This is a genomic window from Neptunomonas qingdaonensis (assembly GCF_900113275.1).
GTDB classification, from domain to species: Bacteria; Pseudomonadota; Gammaproteobacteria; order Pseudomonadales; family Balneatricaceae; genus Neptunomonas; species Neptunomonas qingdaonensis.
This window is the reverse complement of record NZ_FOOU01000002.1, coordinates 240,234-260,630: the sequence shown is the minus strand read 5'-3', so window position 1 is coordinate 260,630 and position 20,397 is coordinate 240,234. Positions and strand designations below refer to the sequence as shown.

Here is a 20,397-nt window from a genome sequence, read left to right as displayed (position 1 = left end):
GATATAGTCATGGCGGGTTTTAATATCGCGGTAACAGGATTAAAAGCATCATCGACCATGCTTGATGTCGCAGGTAACAACATTGCAAACTCAAGTACGGTTGGTTACAAATCATCACGCACTGAGTTTGGTGATATCTATACAGCATCGGTTGTGGGGGCGGGCAGCAGTAACACGCCGGGATCCGGTGTAACCGTTGCTAACATTGCTCAGGACTTTAGCTCTGGGACGTTAGAGTTTACTAACAATAATCTGGATCTGGCGATTAATGGCTCTGGCTTCTTTCAGCTGGACGATCAGCAAGGCGGTATTACCTATACGCGTGCTGGTGCATTTGAATTGGATAAAGAAGGTAATGTTGTTTCCAGTGATGGGAAGCGTCTGCAGGGTTACGGTTTGGATGAAAAAGAGAACCGTTTGCCCATAGGTGATTTGGCCGTTAATCAGAAAGAATACCCGCCAAAAGCTACCAGTGATATGGATCTGTCATTCAATATTGACGCCAGGAATGATGCAACCACATTGCTGCCAAATTATGATAAAGATGCTGCGGGTTCATACACTTATAGTACGACAGTGCGAACTTATGACAGTTTGGGTAATGAGCACACCATCAAGTACAACTTTGTCGAACAAAGGCCAGAACAAGAGTACAGCCAATATGATGCGGCTGCTGGGATAGATATCAATGTTTCTGGTGTTGCCTTGACACTGCCAGATCAAGCAGCGGGTACATTAGGTGATTTCGAAATAGCGACGGACGCTGCCGAGAATGGTGCTGTGACTATTTATAGATTAAGCGACGCCAAGCTTGAAGAATTACAAGCGGAGGAGAATGATCCAAGAATTTTTGATATTGAGTATCGGGTTGATGGCGCGGATATTACTACAGGCAAGCTTAAAGTTTTAACGGCATCTGAAGCGATTGAGTACGGGGACGTATTGGTTACTGATACAGCAGGCGATATTATTCCATCTTCTGCGACTGACTCAGAGGGCTTCGTATCGAGTAATCAGAAGCAGTATTACGAGTTTATAAGTGGAAGTTATGCTGCATCACAAGAGCATGAAGTGAAAATAGCAGGTGTTGATATCAAAATATCAACCGGTGCTGTTGGCTTGGACTCGGAGTCGATGGCGTTGGCTATTCGTGATAGGGAGTCTGATATTATTGAAGCGAACCCATTGGTACAGTCGGTAAGCTGGGATCCTGATCAGGGGGAGTTCGGTTCAATCAGAGTGGAATTTAAGCCAGAAGCGAGTGAGTCTGAATTGAGTAATAACTCGCTAACATTCGCTGAAGTATCAGGTAATGCGTTGTTCTCAGCCACGCCGGATACTGATATCTCCGCTAATTATACAATAGCCGGTGATAATTCATTTGATGGCGTATACCGCATGTACGCTTATCTTAATGGCGAAGAAGCGTTAGATATCGGTAAGTTAAACGATCCAGGGTTTGGTTCAAGTACTGAACCAGGCCCCGTGATCATCAAGTACGATCCAACCAATGGTATCCTTTCAGAAATCAATGGAGAAGAGATTCGTACCGGTGCTGCTGTGCCTGATTTGATTATTTCAGGTGCCGATCCTGCGGATCCAACTAACACGGTAACACTGAGTCTTGCAGGTTCTACTCAGTTTGCTTCTGACTCGATTATTAAAGCGTCTGATCAGGATGGATACCCTAAAGGTGACCTTATCGGTGTTTCATTTGCCGGTACAGGAGAGATGATAGCCGCATTCAGTAACGGCGAAGAGCTTAAAATTGGTGTGGTGGCTATTGCTTCTTTTGAAAACCAGGCAGGATTGCAGTCAAGCGGTGATACGGAATGGACTGCAACACTTGCCTCAGGCAGTGCGCTGCTTAATCCTCCGGGGACAGGCTTGAATGGTTTGTTAAACTCCGCTTCATTGGAGCAATCAAACGTAGACCTATCCGCAGAGTTGGTGAAGCTCATTGAAGCCCAGCGTAACTTCCAGGCTAACTCAAAAACACTGGAAACGTTGAACACAGTAACTCAGTCGATTTTGCAGATCTGATCCTTACTTTTTGTTGTTTATTTAAAGAGTCGCTTATGCGGCTCTTTTTTTTGGCATGTGGATTGCATTTACCTTGTTATAGAATAAAAACGGCAATCACTTACAGCGGATGATGTTATGGATAAAGTTATTTTTGTAGCGATGAGCGGCGCACGTGAAAATATGCTTGCGCAACAAACGCACGCTAACAATCTCGCCAACGTGAGTACCACCGGTTTTAAAACAGATCTGGCTCAGGCGCGCGCTATGCAGGTGTTTGGAGAGGGTTTGCCGAGTCGTGTCTATGCCATGACAGAGCGTCCGGCAACCGATACCACGACCGGCACCTTTATTCAGACGGGTAGGACATTAGATGTGGCAGTCGACGGCGGTGGCTGGTTGGCGGTGATTGCTCCAGACGGCAATGAAGCTTATACGCGCTCCGGTGAGCTGCAGCTCAATGCCGCTAATCAGTTGGTCACAGGCAGTGGATTGCCGGTTATGGGTAACGGCGGCATTCCTATTGCCGTACCGGAAGCAGAACAAGTTGAAATTGGTTCCGATGGCACGATCACCATCCGTCCGGCAGGTGAGTCGGCAGCCGAGCTTGCCGTGGTTGATCGGATAAAAATGGTTAATCTTGATCAGCAGTCTATCTACAAAGGGCTTGATGGTTTAATGCATGTGGATGCGAACGCTGCTCAGCCTGCAGATCTGAATCTTAAGATGCGTTCTGGCTATCTTGAATCGAGTAATGTTAATGCTGTTAATGAGTTAACCAGCATTATCAGCTTGTCACGCCAGTTTGAAATGAACATAAAAATGATGAAAACCGCGGAAGAGAACTCATCCGCCGCGACTCAAATCCTTTCTTTAAGCTAAGCAGCGTTAGGAGATAGCAATGCACGGTGCACTATTTGTCGCTAAAACAGGATTGTCAGCACAGGATACACAGCTCAAAGTCATCTCCAACAATCTGGCAAACGTCAGTACCGTTGGTTTTAAAAAAGACCGGGCCGTTTTTGAAGATCTGCTCTATCAGGTTCAGCGTCAACCGGGTGCGGATTCTGCACAAGGTACGCAACTGCCCTCAGGCTTACAGCTGGGTAATGGCGTGCGGGTTGTCGGTACGCAAAAGCTTTTTCAAGCGGGTGAGATGCAGGTTACTGATGAGGCGTTTGATGTAGCGATCAATGGCCGGGGCTTTTTTCAGGTCAGTATGCCTAATGGTGAAATCGGCTATACGCGTAACGGACAATTCCACCTAAATAGCGATAATGAACTGGTTACAGTCGAGGGTTACTTAGTCGAGCCTGCTGTGACACTACCTGACGAGGTTCAGACCTTTACGGTGGGAGTTGATGGCACAGTAACCGCCGTTGTTGCCGGCAGTGCTACGCCTGTTAATATCACCCAGTTGGAAATAGCCGGCTTTATCAATCCGGCAGGCCTGCAAGCGATAGGTCAGAACCTGTTTATTGAAACGGCAGCCAGTGGTGTGCCGGAAGTTGCCGTGCCGGGTGAAGCGGGTACAGGTATCTTACGTCAGGGGATGTTGGAAGCGTCGAATGTGAATTCGGTGGAAGAGCTGGTGAATATGATTACTACCCAGCGTGCTTACGAGATTAACTCCAAAGTTATCTCTACCGCTGATGAAATGCTCTCTTATGTATCGCAGCAGCTTTAAGCCGTAGATTTAATCAGAGGACTTTATGCAGGTGGCAATGAGCACTCTTATAACAGGATCATTATGACCGGACTTATGAAAAGCATCATGAAAAAAGTTGTTTTGTTAATAAGTGTATCTATCGTGCTGGTGGGCTGTGTAAACAAGCCCGTCAAACCTGATCGCCCTTATTATGCACCGGTAGCACCGCAGCAATTGCAACAACCTAAACCGATTGATGGTTCAATTTTTAATGCCGCGACTAATCTGGATATTTACGGTGATGGCCGGGCGCATCGCGTCGGAGACATCATTACTATTGTCCTCAGCGAAAAAACCCAATCATCTAAATCGGCGTCAACAACTGCAGACAAAACAAGCTCGTTATCGATACCCCAGCCAACGATTTTGGGTAATGCGCTGTCAGTGTTTGGTGCGCCCTTGAGTGCAAACATCGACTCTTCAAATAACAGCTTTGATGGTGAAGGCTCGTCGGATATGAGCAATAGCCTCAGTGGTGACATTACCGTAACGGTTCATGAAGTGCTGCCTAATGGCGTGCTGTCTGTCAGGGGAGAAAAATGGATGCAGTTAAATCAGGGCGATGAATATATTCAGATCAGCGGTCTGGTACGTCCTCAGGATATTGCTGCTGATAACACGATTCCCTCCACCAAGTTGGCAGATGCCAGAATTGGCTACAGTGGTACCGGCGGTGTGCATGACACCAATGTGATGGGGTGGTTAACTCGGTTCTTTATAAGCCCATTGTGGCCGTTCTAGAATGCTTTTGAACGATTGCGTTTAAATAAAAAAGGTATAAGTGATGAATCACATGATCAATAAGCTTGTTACATTGCTACTCATGACATTGTTGTTTTCATCCGGTGCAATGGCTGAGCGTATAAAAGATATCACCTCAGTAGCCGGCGTACGTAATAACCAGTTGGTGGGTTATGGCCTGGTGGTCGGCTTGGATGGTACCGGTGATAAGGCTAACTTTACATCGCAGACATTCAGAAATATGTTGAACAATTTTGGCGTAGCTATCCCTTCAACCATAGATCCTAAATCGAAAAATATAGCCGCCGTCGCTATCCATGCAGAGTTGCCGCCTTTTTCCAAACCCGGTCAAACCATTGATCTGACGGTATCCTCTATTGGTGATTCAAAAAGTCTGCGCGGTGGTAGTTTGCTGATGGCGCCGCTGAAAGGTGCTGATGGCCAAATCTATGCAATGGCGCAGGGTAACCTGGTGGTTTCCGGTTTTGGTGTCGAAGGTAAGGATGGCTCGCGCTTATCATTAAACGTGCCCAGTGTAGGGCGTATTCCTAATGGTGCGACAGTTGAGCGTACCGTGCCGAATGCCTTTTCGCAGGGTGATAGCCTGATTCTTAACCTTAATCATCCTGACTTCACGACCTCGCGACGGGTTTCAGAAGAGATCAACGCTTTGCTGGGCATGAATACGGCGGCGGCGCTTGATGCTACATCGATTCGTGTCAGAGCGCCAAGAGATGCATCGCAACGCGTTTCATTTATTTCTGTACTGGAAAATCTGGAAATCACACCGGCTAAAGAGGTGGCTAAAGTCATTATCAATTCGCGCACCGGTACGATTGTCATAGGGCAGGACGTACGTGTATCGCCGGTTGCTATTACTCACGGTGGATTAACCGTTGCCATCACAGAAAACCTGGATGTGAATCAGCCTAATGCCTTAGCGGGAGGCGATACAGTAATCGCGCCGCGTACCGGTATAGAGGTGGATGCGGGTTCAGGGCATATGTTTGAGTTTTCGCCGGGCACATCATTGCAAGAGATTATCGAAGCGGTAAACCAGGTAGGTGCTGCTCCGGGTGATTTAATGGCCATTCTGGAAGCGCTTAAGCAAGCGGGTGCGCTTAAAGCCGAACTGATAGTGATCTGATCATGGCAATCAATACGGATCCAAAACACAATCCTGATTTTTATGCCGATATGGGGAGTCTGCAAAAGCTCAAACAGCAGGCAAAAACCGATACGCCGGAAGCGCTCAAGCAGGTTGCACAGCAATTCGAGCAGATGTTTTTGAGCATGGTCATGAAGAGTATGCGCGAGGCGAATGCATCCTTCAGTGAAGATAATGTGTTCAGCGGCGGCAATGTCGGTTTTTATCAGGGCATGCTGGATAACCAGATGACACAGGAGATGTCGCAAAGTAACGGCATTGGCCTGGCAGATGTGCTGGCACGACAGTTAAGCCATCAGCTGAATGTACGTATGGGCGATGATGACGATGATAAAACCTCGCGTCCGGTTTCGGAGTCTGAGCGATTACTGAACCGCGCATTTGATCAGGGTGCGGGTGTTACTGTGTCATCGATACAAGGGCTGAATAGCACTAAAACCGAAGTGCCTCCGTCTATTACGCCGATTACTCAAACCGTTGAGCAGATATTAGCAGAGAAGGTCGCCGCATCACGTACAACAGCATCGACAGCCAATTTGCCGGATAGATTTGATTCGCCAGAAGCCTTCGTCAACGCTTTGCTGCCTTTGGCTGAAGAGGCGTCGGCTCAACTGGGAGTCGATCCCAAAGTACTGTTAGCGCAGGCCGCGCTCGAAACGGGATGGGGCAAGCATATTATTCGCGATGCTCAGGGCGACAGCAGCAATAACTTATTCAATATTAAAGCGGATAAGCGCTGGGATGGTGAGCGGGCACAGGTGAATACACTGGAATATCGTGATGGGGTGGCGCAACAGGAAAAGGCCCTGTTTCGCTCATACGACTCTTACGAGCAGAGTTTCAGAGATTATGCTGATTTCCTTCAAAGCAGCCCGCGTTACCAGCAGGCATTAGAGTTAGCCGCCGATCCACGTGAATACCTGCAGCAGCTACAAGCAGCCGGGTATGCGACCGATCCTGCCTATGCAGACAAGATCACCACCATTTTCGAAAATCGCATTCTGGCAATGGGGCTAAACACACCTAAAGAAGGTTGATCTTTAGCCGCTATAGAGAAGATAAGTATGAGGTTTTGGTGCTATTGCAGTGCCACTCTCCGGAGATAAATCATGTCCAGTTTCAATTTGTTGAATTTAGGTAATCAGGCGCTTCGATCGAATCAGTCGGCACTGTCGACGGTGGGTCAGAACATATCCAATGTTAATACACCCGGATATAGTCGTCAGATTGCTACTTTTTCCACACTGCCGGACCAAACGGGTGTGCAGGTTGATTCTGTTGATCGCATCACCAACCGGTTTCTGACTCAGCAGCTGTGGTCTGACCTATCCTCTTATAATCAGACATCAACCTATGCGGATATGTCCGGCGAGTTAGATAACCTGCTCGCTACTAACACAACCAGTGTATCTAATGCGCTGGATCAGTACTTCAGTGCATTACAAAATGTGGTGGATGATCCGGTTTCAATTGCCAATAGGGAGTTGTTTGTTGCCCAATCAGACGCCGTGGTTAAGCGTTTCAATGATTTGGATGCGCATATCAGTCGTCAAAGTGCCACCATTAACGGTGTGATGGATGATGTCGCCAGCCAGATTAATTCATTGGCGAGCAGCATCGCCGAGTTAAATGATAACATCCAGACGGCAACATCATCCGGTAATCCCGCTAACGAGCTTAAAGATCAGCGTGAAGAGCTCACCAACCAGTTATCTGAAATGGTCGGTATCAGAGTCCTGGAGCAGGGCGAACAGTTTAGTGTCTTTATCGGTAACGGCCAGCCTCTGGTGGTGGGAACTTCTGCCAGCCAGATGCAGTCGTTACAAGGGGATCCGGATAGTTCGCAGAATGACCTGGCGCTCATCATTTCAGGTCAAAAGATTACCGTTACGGATGAGCTGAGCGGCGGCAGTATCGGCGGACTACTGCAATACCGGGACGAAGCGCTGGATGATGCCCGCGATGAATTAGGACGCATGGCGATTGGTTTTGCCGAGAGTATGAATACACTGCACAGTGCGGGTATGGATCTGAATAATGAACTGGGCGGCGATCTGTTTAAAGATGTTAACTCGGCTGCGCAGCAATATAGCCGGATATCTTCAAGATCAGATAACCAATCGAGTATGCGGGCAACCAGTGGCGTATCAATTCAGGATATCTCCAAGCTACAGGCCTCCGATTACGAACTGACGTACGACAGTGATAACAGTATTACGCTGATCCGTAATAGTGATGGCAAACAGATGCGTATTAATCAACTGGCAGAAGTTAAGCCAGAATTACCTGCCACCAGTTTTGCTACTACGGCAGATGCTTTAGCCGCCGTTGATGAGGAGGGCGAGTTTTATCTGGATGCCGATGGTAAAACATTATCTTTTCAGGTAGATGGCATGAAAGTTACCTTAAAAACAGATACGCGTTTGTCCAATGGCGACACCTTCCTGATTCAGCCGGTACGCACGGGTGCAGAAGACCTGTCGTTACAGCTTCAGGATGGTCGAAAACTGGCGTTAGCGTCGCCCGTAAGAGTCACCCCTGATAGTGATAATAATGGTTCAGGTGTGGCGACAGTATCGGTAACTGATCCCGATGTTTTAATGGCCGCTAGTAATAAACTCGATCCGCCTATCGATATTGTATTTAATAACCCGGATGCGTCAGTTGCCGACTCAGTGATGACCTATACCGTTTATGACATGAGCGAACCGTCTAACCCACAGGCCTTGTCTAGTAGTGATTATGAGGTGGGCAAGACGATTGAGTTAAACGGATATGATGTTGTCGTAGAGGGATTGCCAACCCCCGGAGATCGCTTCAGTTTTAGCTTTAATAAAGATGGTGTATCCGATAACCGTAATGCGTTAGCGTTATCCGATTTGCAGCAGAAAGATATTTTTGATGGTGGCGCTTATCAGGATCTTTACGGCAGTCTGATCGAACGTGTCGGCACACGCACCTCAAGTTCACGAGTCACCATGGAGGCCAATAAAGCCGTATTGGATTCTACCGTGACGGCAAAATCGAGTGTCTCGGGCGTTAACCTCGATGAAGAAGCGGCTAAATTAGTACAGTTTCAGCAAGCGTATCAAGCATCAGCTCAACTGATAAAAACATCGCAAACATTATTTGATAGCTTGCTTAATAGCATTTAACCAGGGAGGCTGAGTGATGAGAATTTCAACCCAGCAACAGTATTTTAAATCGATAGATCAGATGCAGAATTCACAGTCAAAACTGGCTGGGCTGCAAGATCAGGTCTCGACGGGTAAAAAACTGCAGACTCCTTCGGATGACCCGGTCGCAGCGGCTCAGGTTGTGAAGCTCGAGCGTGAATTGTCGCAGTACGAAAAATATGATGACAACATCAATGTTACCGAACGCCGTTTGGCGTTAGAAGAAACGATTCTTGATGATGTTAATATCGCGCTTAACCGCATGCGCGAGCTGACACTGAACGCCGCCAATGGAACCTTGCAGGACCAGGACAGAAAATCTATCGCGAATGAGCTTGGCCAGCTAACGGGCTATGTCGCTGGCCTGATGAATACGCAGGATTCGCAAGGTGAATATCTGTTTTCGGGTAGTCAGGGTTCGACTAAGCCCTATGTTCTGGAAAATGGACGCTACGCATACCAGGGCGACGATGGTCAGCGGCAGATACAGGTAGGTTCTGAGCTGTTTATGCCGTCTAACGATTCAGGTGCGTACCTGTTTGAGTCAGTCGATGATCGCCTGAACGTGACCATGACAGGCCAGGAGGCCTTTGATTACGAAAGCGGTGTTACCACGACAGAGCCTTTTGTCAGTAATGTATCTTTTGCGTCGACCGAAGATGAAGCAAGCTTCAACGAGGCCGTCAAAGGATTGGGTGACCTTACGATTGCAGTCACAGAAGACGCTCCTATTCCTTCCGGATCATACAGTTATCAAATAAGTGATAGCGGCGGAAACGAAATAGTATCCTCAACCTCTTTTACACCGGGTGATTCGATCGACTTTAACGGAATGGCATTTGAGCTGAATGCTCCGGCGAGTGCTACAGACAATACATTGACGTTTAACGTCTCAACAGAAAAGAAAAACATTCTCGATGTAGCTATGGATCTGGCAGAGGGCTTGAATAAACCGGTGAGTAGTCAGGCAGAGCGTGATGAGTTGAGCGAGCTGGTAGCCACCAGCCTGGATCAGTTTAAGCAAGCGTCGGACCGTAACAGCGAGGTGGTCGCGACATTAGGTTCGCGCTTAAGCTCACTGGAGTTTATGAGCAGCTCTAATCTGGATTTTAAGTTGTTTACCGAGTCGGCAATATCCAGTTTGGTGGATGCCGATCTGGCCTCTGCGATTAGCCTGTTTAAATTAGAAGAAGCCACCTTGTCGGCTGCTCAGGCAACCTTCGGGCGCGTATCTGCACTGTCACTGTTTAACTATATTAACTAACGGGTCGGTTGTTACATTAAGCTGAGCTGGGTCAGTAAGCTCCTTTTTGTAAGTTCCTTTCTGTAAATTCCTTGGCGCACGCCGTTGCATTCATGCCGGTACACTCATATAAGGCTTATCGGGTCGACTGATAAGCCTTTGTCATTTTCTTCCCCTGGTTGGTCTGTTTTCTGTTCTCATTTAAGGCGCGCATCTGCTCAGCCACTTTGGGCATTATCTGTGCGTCTACCTTTTGTATTTCGATAATCAGCGCCTCAATCGCGAGGGATGTTTTTTCATCCTCAGGTGTGGGTAATTGCTCTATTTTTTTTATTAAATTCTCGCGGCTAATTTGTAGTTTTGCCACGTTATCCCACGTTTCTGATTCTGCAGAGGCTTGTATTTCTTTTGTTAAATCAAGTAGTTGCTGTGTCATTCTTAGCATAAAAAATTCCATTGTCAACATGAATTAAGTGCTTAAAGAGCGTTTAAAAAGCGCTGCACATTTTCTCTAAAAGCATTCCTAAAGCAGCGCGCAAAAGCGCCGATAGATCACGTAAGCGAGGCAGAACGCTGCCATAAAAGAAACTTAAAATAAAGTCTAAAGCAACCAAACCATTGGTCGATAGCTTAAACATACCCGGTGACGATGCCACATTTAAAGTAGCAGTACACCGGTAACGAACACAAAAACAACCAGATAAATCTGGTTGATAGGAGAAAGCCTCATGTCTATGGTAATTAACTCAAACATTATGTCACTTAACGCTCAGCGTAACCTGACAATGTCTCAGAACGACCTGAACACCTCTATGGAACGTCTGACAAGCGGAAAGCGTATCAACTCCGCTGCAGATGATGCCGCAGGTCTGTCTATCGCCAACCGTATGACTTCTCAGGTAAATGGTTTGAACCAGGCGGTACGTAACGCTAACGACGGTGCATCAATGATTCAGACCGCTGAAGGTGCATTGGATGAGTCTACCAACATCCTGCAGCGTATGCGTGAACTGTCTATCCAGTCTGCCAGTGGTACTTACGATTCGGGTAACCGTTCAACTCTGGATGCCGAGGTTAAACAGCTGGTCGCTGAGCTGGACCGTATCTCTGAGACCACGTCTTTTAACGGCCTGAATATTCTCGATGGTACGTTAGGAAAAGTTGATCTGCAGGTGGGTGCTGAAGCGAACCAGACGATTTCTTTGGAAATAGGTAAGATGGATTCTAAGAGCTTGGGCGGTGGTGTTTCTGGTGATGTGATGGGCTCTTCAATTACAGAAGCTAGTATCACCATGTTGGCAGGTGATGTACAGGTTAATGGGCATGCACTTGGAGCTTATGATCAATCAGCGGCAGGCACAAACGTTGAAGATTTAGTTGCCGCCTTTAATGCTGTTGAAGGTGTTACTGCATCTACATACCTAGAAGAAACTGCCACAAGCAAAGGCAGCGGTATTCTGGTAGCTGGTACAGATACATTAACACTTACTGCTACGATGGGAGATGGTACAGATCAGGTATATACCATTACAGGCACGGATAACATGGACGAGTTGGTATCTAAAATTAATGATACTACCGGTGGAACTATTGTTGCTTCTACTGACGATGAGGGTAAGTTGGTTTTGGCCAGTGATGGGGCAGCCAAATTGGCAGTGACAGATTCTGCTGCAGCTACAGGTACGTTGGCGGCATCAACTGAAACTAGATTGTTGCTCTCTAGTGATGACGGCAAAGCGCTGACGATTGAAGGGAACGCTACAGATTTGGCTGCGTTAGGATTGAATGAGCGTAGTTCTGCTGGTGAGGTTGAAGGTACGGCTGTTAATGCTACTGCCTTCGCTGCAGGAGACTTGATCATTAATGGCGTTGAAATAGGTGCTTCATCTTCAACAGGTGTCACCGAAAAAGTTGCGGCGATTAATGATGCTGATGCAGGTGTTACGGCTTCTGTACATGTGTCTAGAGAAATTACAGGCACAACTTTGAATACCGCCAGTGATAATTTAAGCATTAATGGTTCAGATATTGATATTTCAGGTATTACAGACCCTGCTGCTGCAACTGAGGCTGAGTTAACAACTCTGGCTTCAACTATAAATACAGGTACTAATACACACGGTGTTACTGCTGAGATTCAAGGTGGAGTCCTAGTTCTAGAGTCGAATGCTCCAATATCCTTTGGTGAAGGAGCGAACACTGCAGCTGCTTTAGCGGCTTCAGTTAATACAGGTAACACTAGCGCAATTAAGCTCACTAGTGATGATGGTAGCGATATTTCAATTAAGTTTAATCCAGATGGGTCAAGCGTTGCAGCTAAATCAGGTTTATTGGAAACCAATCAGTCTGATGCCAACTCTGTAGGTGGTTCAGTCGCGAGTATCGACATTTCTACTGCTGCGGGCGCTCAAAAAGCAATTGGTACTATCGATACAGCTCTAGAACAGATCAATTCAACCCGTGGTGATCTCGGTGCGGTGAGTAACCGTCTGGACTTTACCGTGAACAACCTGTCAAACGTATCAGAAAACGTATCGGCAGCTAAATCACGTATCATGGATGCTGACTTTGCGGCTGAATCCGCTAACCTGAGTCGGGCACAGGTATTACAGCAGGCAGGTACAGCAATGTTGGCGCAGGCTAACGCTGCACCACAGCAGGTATTGTCGCTGCTGCAGTAATAGGCTTCGGGGTTTAATCACCAGCCAATTAAAATCCCTCACCACCGCTGGTGGGGGATTCTTTATTTCAGGGTTAGATTTAAGGGTCGGTTTAAGGGATAGATTTAATAATCGGTTTAAGGGTTTTTATTAAAGGGCTGGCGTTAAATCTGGCTCAGGAGGTTAACATGTCAATTGAATCAATGAATGCCAGTAATATTGCGGCGAGTGTGCAAACGGCTACCAGCCAACAAACGAACAGCTCTCAAGGAAGTTCCTCAGTAAGCAGTGCCCAGGCAACTGGCCTGGTAAACAGTGTTAATACGCAAGCTACGCAATCCGAGTCAGTGCAGGACGCTCAGAAAATGAGTGCTGAAGAAGTGCAGAACGTATTAGATAAAATGAATGAGTTTATGGGCAAGGGCCAGCATAATCTTAATTTCAGCATCGATAAAGATACCGATGATATGGTGGTTAAGGTCATGGATACCGAAACCAACGAAGTGATTCGTCAGTTCCCGTCGGAACAAACCCTCAAGCTCGCTAAGCATATCGACGGGATGTTGGGTTTAATATTAAATGAAAATGCCTGAATAGCATCAAGGAGTAGGTTATGGATACCAATTTCGTTTCCGCACTGGGTGGTGGCTCAGGTATCGATACCACTTCGCTGGTTAAACAGTTAGTTGAGGTAGAAAAAGCCCCTCAGCAAGGGCGTCTGGATTCTAAAAAAGAGACGCTTGATGCGCAAATTTCAGCCTATGGCATATTAAAAAGCAGCCTGGCTGAGTTCCAGTCAATGTTGGAGCCTTTATCCGATAACGATACCTTCAATGCCCGCTCCGTATCCTTTCCGGAAACCGATGTTATTACGCCAGCAGCACTGGATGCTGATGCGCAAACCGGTTCTTATCAAATCGAAGTGATTGAAGTTGCACAGGCTCAGGCATTGGCAATCAACACGGCAGTTGAAGATAAAAATGCCAGTGTTAACGTGTCCGGGGCACTAACCATTAGCCTTGGCGCCTGGACATATGACGGTGTTGATAATGATAACCCGATCGCTTTTGCAGAAAACGAAGACCAAACCGCGCTGACGCTGGATATCACAAGCGACGATTCTTTGCAGGATATTGCCGATAAAATTAATGGCGCTGATTCAGATGTACAGGCATCGGTCTTATTAGTTGATGGTAACTACCAGTTAATGATCTCTGCCCCTTCTGGTGAAGACAACGCACTGCGCATTTCTGCCGACGACCCTGATCTTAATAACATGTTTGCCTTTAATGAAACCTTGCGTGCCAATGTGACAGAAACGCAGCAGGGTAATGATGCTGAGCTGAAGGTGAACGGTTTAACCGTATTTCGTGAAAGTAACGAGATCAAAGATGTGATTCAGGGGCTTGAATTTACCATCAACAAAGCAAGCCCGGGTGATAAGTTCACCTTTGCCATCTCAGCGGATAAAAATACCGCTGAAGATGCCATTCGTGGTTTTGTCGAGGCCTACAATACCTTTTATGAGACAGCGAAATCCTTAACGGGCATTAGTACTAACGCTGAAACTAATGAAACCTCGCGGGGTGATTTGGCGACAGACGGCTCAGCAAAAACTTTATTGAATAGTATCAGAAATATTATCTCTACAACGGTACCCGGTGTCAGCGAGTTCAATGCGCTGACTAATATCGGTATCCGCACGCAACTGGATGGTACGTTAGAGATAGTCGATAAAGAGTTTGATGCAGCCATTGCGGATAATTTCGATAAAGTCGCCTCCATTTTTGCACCGCAAACCTCGTCTACGAGTAGTTATGTGGATGTCAGTGTGGGTAGTTATGCGACAAATACTGTTGCGGGTACTTATAGCGGAGCAATTACCACGGCACCGAGCAAAGGTTCTGCTGTAGGCGATACTGCGCCAGCGTTACCGCTGGATACAGTCGCCTCGCCGGGAGATTATACTTTTTCGGTAACGGTGGATGGTGTGACGTCAGGTGAGCTGACCTTGTCGGGTAGTTTTGCCACCGCCGATGATCTGCGTACAGAAATGCAATCGCTGATTAATAATGATGCGACACTGAAAGAGGCAAAAGCCTTTGTTGATGTGGTGATTGAAAGCGGTGGCGAATTCAAGTTAGCCTCGCGCGAATTCGGCGCTACTTCTAAGGTCGCTATTGCAACATCCGGTGTAGAGTTCGCTGCAGCGAGTGGCTTGTCGACGGCATCAGTGTCAACCAATGGGTCGGATGCGAGCGGAACCATTAATGGCGATGCGGCTTTTGGTTCCGGTAATGTGCTGCTGCCTAAGATTGATACTGATCCTTATGGCCTTAACTTCACAGTCAGGGCGGGTGCGCCTGCAGAAGATTTCAGCTTTACCTATTCCAAAGGTTTTGCCGGGGAGCTATCCGCCTTATTTGATAGTTTTTTATCGGGTAGCGGGGTGATTAAAACCCGTGAAGATAATATCAATAACCAGCTCGATGGTATTGAAGATGATCAGGTAAGCCTTGATCGTAAAATGGACGTTTATACTGACCGTTTAACGCAGCAGTATCTGGCAATGGAACGTATTATTTCCAGTTTTCAGACTACCGGTGATTCGTTAACCGGCCTGGTAGACCGTCTGCCGTTTACGGCAACGAGTTAAATTCTATGTAAATTGTGGCTTTATTATTTTCCACAGGTTTAGAGCGGCTTTATTGCTCTGCTCAGGTTTAATCAGCTTTACTGCTGTTCCTGAGTATAGGGAGCTTTATGCTTGCTCATAATGGTTGTCCACAATCTTTTTATAGCAAACTTATAATAGTTACGCGTTGGAGTGAGTAGAAATGAGTGTCAATTTGAATGCCCTGAAGCAGTATAAAAACGTAGACCTGCGATCTGCTGTAGAAACGGCTTCGCCTAAAGAGTTAATCTCTATGCTGGTGGATGGCGCATTAACAGCGATGGCTAAAGCGATGGGGGCGATTGAGCGTAAAGAGATCAGTGCTCGCACTCAGCAACTTAACAAAGCGAACGATATTATTTTGGGTTTAAAAGACTTTTTGAATCATGAAAAAGGCGGTGAGATAGCGACAAATCTGGATGCCTTGTACGACTACATGATCCGCACCCTATTGCAGGCCAACCGTACTAATGATGCAGCAAAAGTGCAGGAAGTTATGACTCTGATGCTACAGATAAAGTCGGGCTGGAATGGGATGGAAGTGCCTGCTGCATAACATATAGGTAAGTTTGGTAATGTTGGTTTGAGCGCTTTGATGGGAACATGAAAGCGTTTTTTTATGCGTTGGTTATGGCAATGCAATTTCAACGGCCCGCCAACTATTTGGCAGTGGCTTATCGTGAGGGTCTGGCCAATAACGATTATTCTGGCGCATTTCTTGTGAAACCGCTTTCTTCTGCTAAACTGTCAAAAAAATGACATGGCTGCAGTGGTTTATGAACACACCCTCTCAGATGAATGTATTGCTTGTTGATGACGATGATCAGCGTCGGCAATCTGTCAGTTCTATTTTCAGTTTTCTTGGTGTTGCACATCAGGTGATGACCTTTGTTGAGTGGTTTCAGAATAATCATGTTCGGCCAGACCTTAACGTGGCTTTTATCGGGCGCTGCTTATTACCTGTCTCACTGGAGAAACTCATTACATCGTTTCGACAGGAAGATGCACAGACATCGTTATGCTTGTTGGAAGCCTGGGATGATGTTGAACAGTTGAGTGAGCGTTCTAAGGTGCAGCTATTGCGCGTGCTGGATGGTCCATTGACGGAACATGTCTTAACCGACCTGTTACACGAAGCACAGGTTGTGCGGGGTGTGAAGCGCTCCGGGCTGTCTGAAAAGCCCTTGTTTCCTCAGCTTATCGGACAAAGTCAGCCGATGAATAGTTTGAAAAGAACTATGATGCGGGTGGTCGACCGGGATGTGAATGTGATGATCACCGGGGAGTCAGGCACGGGTAAAGAGCTGATCGCCCGAAGCCTGCATGATTATTCAAAAAGGGCGCAAGGGCCGTTTGTGCCGGTCAACTGTGGTGCTATTGCGCCGGAGTTACTCGAAAGTGAGTTGTTCGGTCATGAAAAAGGCGCATTCACCGGGGCTATCAACGCCCGCGCCGGACGTTTTGAGATGGCGGATGGTGGCACCTTGTTTCTCGATGAAATTGGCGATATGCCATTAGCGATGCAGGTGAAGCTACTGCGGGTCTTGCAGGAGCGCTGCTTTGAACGTGTCGGCGGTAGTAAAACCATTGACGTTAATGTACGTATTATTGCCGCGACGCATAAAGATCTGGAAGAGATGATTCTCAACGGCACATTTCGGGAGGATCTGTATTACCGGCTCAACGTTTATCCTATTGAAACGCCGCCTTTACGTGAGAGAAAAGCGGATGTGGTGATGTTGTTACAGACATTGGCACAAAGGGCGGAGAAACAAGGGCTGGGTCGTTTACGCTTCCATGCATCGGCGCTGGAATCGTTGCAACGTCATCCCTGGCCTGGAAATGTACGTGAGCTATCAAATCTTATCGAACGTCTGGCTATTATGCATCCTGATGGGGTGGTGGGTGTTTCGGAACTTCCGGCTAAATGCCGGCATATTTCTGAACCTGAACCAACCCGCTATCAATCACAAAACGCGTTTCAGCTGGAGAGTGGCAGCGAGCAGGATTGCATGATGACTGCCGGTTCCTCTGGCCAGGAGGAAGTTTTCTCTGCTTTTAAAAGTCAGGAGCAAGCAATAGCGCTTCCTGATGAGGGCATCGATCTTAAGCAGTATCTGGAATCTATCGAAAAGGCATTGATTAGTGATGCGCTGGATAAAACCGGGTTTGTTGTGGCGCGTGCGGCGGCGATGTTAATGATTCGCCGCACCACACTGGTAGAGAAAATGCGTAAATATAAAATTCAACGGTTGTCAGATTCATGAGCGAAAAGCAATCCTGCGATACAGCCTCCGCGGCTGAGATTGAGCGCCTCAAACATGAGTTGGCGCAAACACGCCATGAGTTAGAGAGAATCAAACGGGGCAGAGATCGCGAAATGGCGCATGGTGACCTGTTAGCCGTGCGCATGCGTCAACTGCTTGACTTGTTACCCGCCGGGGTGATTTTGATTGATAATCAGGGGTACGTATCCGACTGTAATCCGGCGGCCGAAGACTTACTCGGCAAGCCGTTGCTGGGTGAGCTCTGGATGCAGGTGATCCAGCGTAGTTTTGCGCCGAAAAATGATGATGGACACGAGATCTCATTAAAAGATGGCCGGCGTGTCAGTATTCTGACGCGGGCAATGCTGGATGAACCGGGGCAACTGGTGTTGCTGACAGATCAGACCGGAACCCGATTGCTGCAGTCGCGTTTGTCGCAATATCAACGACTCTCTGAAATGGGACGGATGATGGCGTCGTTGGCGCATCAGATAAGAACGCCGTTATCAGCGGCGCTGCTTTATTCCAGCCATTTAGGCGCAGCCACGATTACCGATAAACAACGCGTTAAGTTTGCACTCAAAGTGAAATCCCGTTTGTTGCATCTGGAGCATCAGGTCAGAGATATGTTGCTGTTCGCCCGGGGTGAAACAAAGCTCGAAGATCAAATCTCTACTGAGCAGTTATTTCAATCAATCGATGACGTGCTGGATGTTCCTCTGGCGCAATACGATGCCGATTGTGAGCTGTTGAACAATGCGCCGGGTTATCGGCTGCAATGCAATCAGGAAATCTTAATCGGTGCTATTCTGAATCTGGTGAACAATGCGTTACAGGCAGCGGGTAATAGCCATCCTTTGCTGATAGAGGCACATGTGGACGCAGCAAATTTCATTTTGTGCGTAGCAGACAGGGGGCCGGGAATGGATGCTGAAACGGTCGCCAGTGCGCTCGAGCCATTTTTTACGACCAAGTCGCATGGCACGGGTCTTGGACTGGCGGTCGCTCAGGTGGTAGCCAAGGCGCATCATGGACAATTCACGCTCGTGTCTAAACCAGGAAGCGGCACCTTGGCTCAGTTTTGCCTACCGTATATTCAAAAACCAGAAATAGAAACAGGAAGGGAATGATGTCGTTAACGGTACTGGTGGTTGAGGATGATTTTGACCTGAGAGAGGCCTTGGTTGATACCCTTGAGCTGGCCGGGATTGACGCCATTGAAGCTGAGGATGGCGAATCGGCTATTGTGCGCTTAAAACAGACAAGCGTTGATATGGTGGTGTCTGATGTCAATATGCCTGGTATGTGCGGGCATGCCTTACTGGATTATATCCGACAGCATTTGCCGGGAACGCCCGTTTTATTGATGACGGCTTTTGGTCAGGTGGATAAGGCCGTGGACGCTATTCGTAACGGCGCGGTGGATTATTTGCTGAAGCCATTTGAGCCGGAGCTGTTTATTAATACGATTAAAGAGTACGCGTGCGGCGTGTCTGCAAACACGGCGCAACCGGTGGCGGTCGATGCCAGCAGTGTGCAGTTACTACAGTTGGCGAGACGTGTTGCAGAAACAGCGTCTACCGTGCTGATTACCGGTGAATCAGGGACAGGAAAAGAGGTGCTGGCGCGTTATATTCACGATCAGTCGCCGCGCGCCGACAAGTCATTTATTGCCATTAATTGTGCGGCAATCCCGGAGAATATGCTCGAAGCGATGTTATTCGGCCATGAAAAAGGCGCTTTTACCGGTGCTGTTGCCAGTCAGGCGGGTAAGTTTGAACAAGCCAATGGCGGTACGCTGTTATTAGATGAAATTACCGAGATGGATCTTGGACTGCAAGCTAAGTTGCTAAGGGTGCTACAGGAGCAAGAGGTCGAGCGGGTCGGTGGCAGGGGTGTGATTAAACTGGATGTTCGCGTGCTCGCTACCACTAATCGCCAGCTAGAGAATGCTGTGGCTGAAGGCAAATTCAGGGAGGATTTATACTATCGGTTGAATGTGTTTCCGTTACAGTGGCAGCCGCTTCGGGCTCGCAGAGCTGATATTGTGCCGCTTGCTAAAGGTTTGTTAGAAAAGCATTGTTTGAAAATGAAGCGTTCAGCCGTACGTTTCAGCGCGCAGGCAGAGACTGCTTTATCTCAGCATGAATGGCCTGGCAATGTGCGCGAGTTGGACAATGTGATTCAACGGGCACTGATCCTGCAGCAGGGGAATATCATCATGCCGGCTGATCTTCATATGATGTGCGGGGCTATTTCTTTGCAGGGCTCCTTAAATAGCCCTTTAGATAGCTCTTTAGATAGCTCTTTAAATAGCCCCATGCAAAGTCCGTTGCAGACAATAGCCGACACGCAAGGGCATGAAGTCGATGATGTGGGGAAATTAGGCAATGATCTGCGACAGCATGAGTTCCAGTTAATAATTGATGCATTGAAAGCCGCCGGGGGTAGTCGAAAAGAGGCGTCGGAGCGATTAGCGATTAGTCCTAGGACATTACGTTATAAACTGGCCAAGATTCGTGAGTCTGGTTTGGATCTGGATAAGTTGTTGGCAAAGTAACTAATGGATGGTTGTTTAAAAAATATGATAAATATCAATGTGTTAGTATTTAATTAGACTATTGAATAAGTCTGAATAGACCAATGTCTAATTCAGAGTTGAGGCTCCGGTTGGGTATAAATCTAGACTCTAAATCCGTATGTCGATCCCTTAGAAGATTATAATAAATGGGTAAGTA

At 47.3% G+C, this 20,397-nt stretch carries 16 protein-coding genes; 15 read left to right on the top strand and 1 reads right to left on the bottom strand.

Annotation, left to right across the window (positions count from 1 at the left end; all coding sequences use genetic code 11):
* Nucleotides 1-9 precede the first annotated feature (9 nt).
* The 8 genes from BM099_RS04095 to flgL all read left to right on the top strand — a co-directional run bounded on the left by BM099_RS04095 (nucleotide 10) and on the right by flgL (nucleotide 10,079).
* A complete protein-coding gene (locus tag BM099_RS04095; protein ID WP_090724805.1) occupies nucleotides 10-2,043 on the top strand; it encodes a flagellar hook-basal body complex protein in 2,034 nt (677 codons plus the stop codon).
* Between the two features lie 117 nt (nucleotides 2,044-2,160).
* Nucleotides 2,161-2,904: a flagellar basal-body rod protein FlgF gene (gene flgF / locus BM099_RS04090; RefSeq protein WP_090724804.1), complete on the top strand. Its 744-nt coding sequence runs from the start codon at nucleotides 2,161-2,163 to the stop codon at nucleotides 2,902-2,904.
* Between the two features lie 19 nt (nucleotides 2,905-2,923).
* Nucleotides 2,924-3,709 (top strand): flagellar basal-body rod protein FlgG, encoded by a 786-nt coding sequence (flgG, locus tag BM099_RS04085; RefSeq protein WP_090724801.1) that lies wholly within the window; start codon nucleotides 2,924-2,926, stop codon nucleotides 3,707-3,709.
* A gap of 87 nt (nucleotides 3,710-3,796) precedes the next feature.
* A complete protein-coding gene (gene flgH, locus BM099_RS04080) occupies nucleotides 3,797-4,471 on the top strand; it encodes a flagellar basal body L-ring protein FlgH (protein WP_090725256.1) in 675 nt (224 codons plus the stop codon).
* 52 nt (nucleotides 4,472-4,523) lie between these two features.
* Nucleotides 4,524-5,618 carry a flagellar basal body P-ring protein FlgI gene (locus tag BM099_RS04075; protein ID WP_090725254.1) on the top strand — a complete coding sequence of 365 codons (1,095 nt, stop codon included), beginning with the start codon at nucleotides 4,524-4,526 and terminating at the stop codon, nucleotides 5,616-5,618.
* Between the two features lie 2 nt (nucleotides 5,619-5,620).
* Nucleotides 5,621-6,676, top strand: coding sequence for a flagellar assembly peptidoglycan hydrolase FlgJ (flgJ, locus tag BM099_RS04070; protein ID WP_090724798.1), 1,056 nt, complete (start codon nucleotides 5,621-5,623; stop codon nucleotides 6,674-6,676).
* 72 nt (nucleotides 6,677-6,748) lie between these two features.
* Nucleotides 6,749-8,794 (top strand): flagellar hook-associated protein FlgK, encoded by a 2,046-nt coding sequence (gene flgK / locus BM099_RS04065; RefSeq protein WP_090724795.1) that lies wholly within the window; start codon nucleotides 6,749-6,751, stop codon nucleotides 8,792-8,794.
* 16 nt (nucleotides 8,795-8,810) lie between these two features.
* Nucleotides 8,811-10,079 (top strand): flagellar hook-associated protein FlgL, encoded by a 1,269-nt coding sequence (gene flgL, locus BM099_RS04060; protein WP_232348858.1) that lies wholly within the window; start codon nucleotides 8,811-8,813, stop codon nucleotides 10,077-10,079.
* 115 nt (nucleotides 10,080-10,194) lie between these two features.
* Here the strand turns inward: flgL and BM099_RS04055 are convergent, their stop codons facing one another.
* Nucleotides 10,195-10,503 (bottom strand): flagellar protein FliT, encoded by a 309-nt coding sequence (locus BM099_RS04055; RefSeq protein ID WP_177201080.1) that lies wholly within the window; start codon nucleotides 10,501-10,503, stop codon nucleotides 10,195-10,197.
* Between the two features lie 283 nt (nucleotides 10,504-10,786).
* On the opposite strand from BM099_RS04055, the gene BM099_RS04050 reads away from it, so the two are divergent.
* From BM099_RS04050 to BM099_RS04020, 7 genes are all read left to right on the top strand, one after another.
* Nucleotides 10,787-12,739: a flagellin N-terminal helical domain-containing protein gene (locus tag BM099_RS04050; protein WP_090724785.1), complete on the top strand. Its 1,953-nt coding sequence runs from the start codon at nucleotides 10,787-10,789 to the stop codon at nucleotides 12,737-12,739.
* Nucleotides 12,740-12,906: 167 nt separating this feature from the next.
* Nucleotides 12,907-13,311 carry a flagellar protein FlaG gene (locus BM099_RS04045; protein WP_090724782.1) on the top strand — a complete coding sequence of 135 codons (405 nt, stop codon included), beginning with the start codon at nucleotides 12,907-12,909 and terminating at the stop codon, nucleotides 13,309-13,311.
* Between the two features lie 20 nt (nucleotides 13,312-13,331).
* Complete coding sequence (gene fliD, locus BM099_RS04040) at nucleotides 13,332-15,374, top strand: flagellar filament capping protein FliD (RefSeq protein ID WP_090724779.1); 2,043 nt, start codon at nucleotides 13,332-13,334, stop codon at nucleotides 15,372-15,374.
* Nucleotides 15,375-15,555: 181 nt separating this feature from the next.
* Nucleotides 15,556-15,948 (top strand): flagellar export chaperone FliS, encoded by a 393-nt coding sequence (gene fliS, locus BM099_RS04035; protein WP_090724776.1) that lies wholly within the window; start codon nucleotides 15,556-15,558, stop codon nucleotides 15,946-15,948.
* A 220-nt stretch (nucleotides 15,949-16,168) separates the two neighbouring features.
* On the top strand, nucleotides 16,169-17,659 hold the full coding sequence (locus tag BM099_RS04030; RefSeq protein ID WP_090725252.1) for a sigma-54 dependent transcriptional regulator: 1,491 nt from the start codon (nucleotides 16,169-16,171) through the stop codon (nucleotides 17,657-17,659).
* Nucleotides 17,656-18,789 carry a sensor histidine kinase gene (locus BM099_RS04025; protein WP_090724773.1) on the top strand — a complete coding sequence of 378 codons (1,134 nt, stop codon included), beginning with the start codon at nucleotides 17,656-17,658 and terminating at the stop codon, nucleotides 18,787-18,789. Before BM099_RS04030 ends, BM099_RS04025 begins: the two co-directional genes overlap by 4 nt.
* Nucleotides 18,789-20,219, top strand: a complete 1,431-nt coding sequence (locus BM099_RS04020) for a sigma-54-dependent transcriptional regulator (protein WP_090724770.1) — start codon at nucleotides 18,789-18,791, stop codon at nucleotides 20,217-20,219. Before BM099_RS04025 ends, BM099_RS04020 begins: the two co-directional genes overlap by 1 nt.
* Nucleotides 20,220-20,397: the final 178 nt, after the last annotated feature.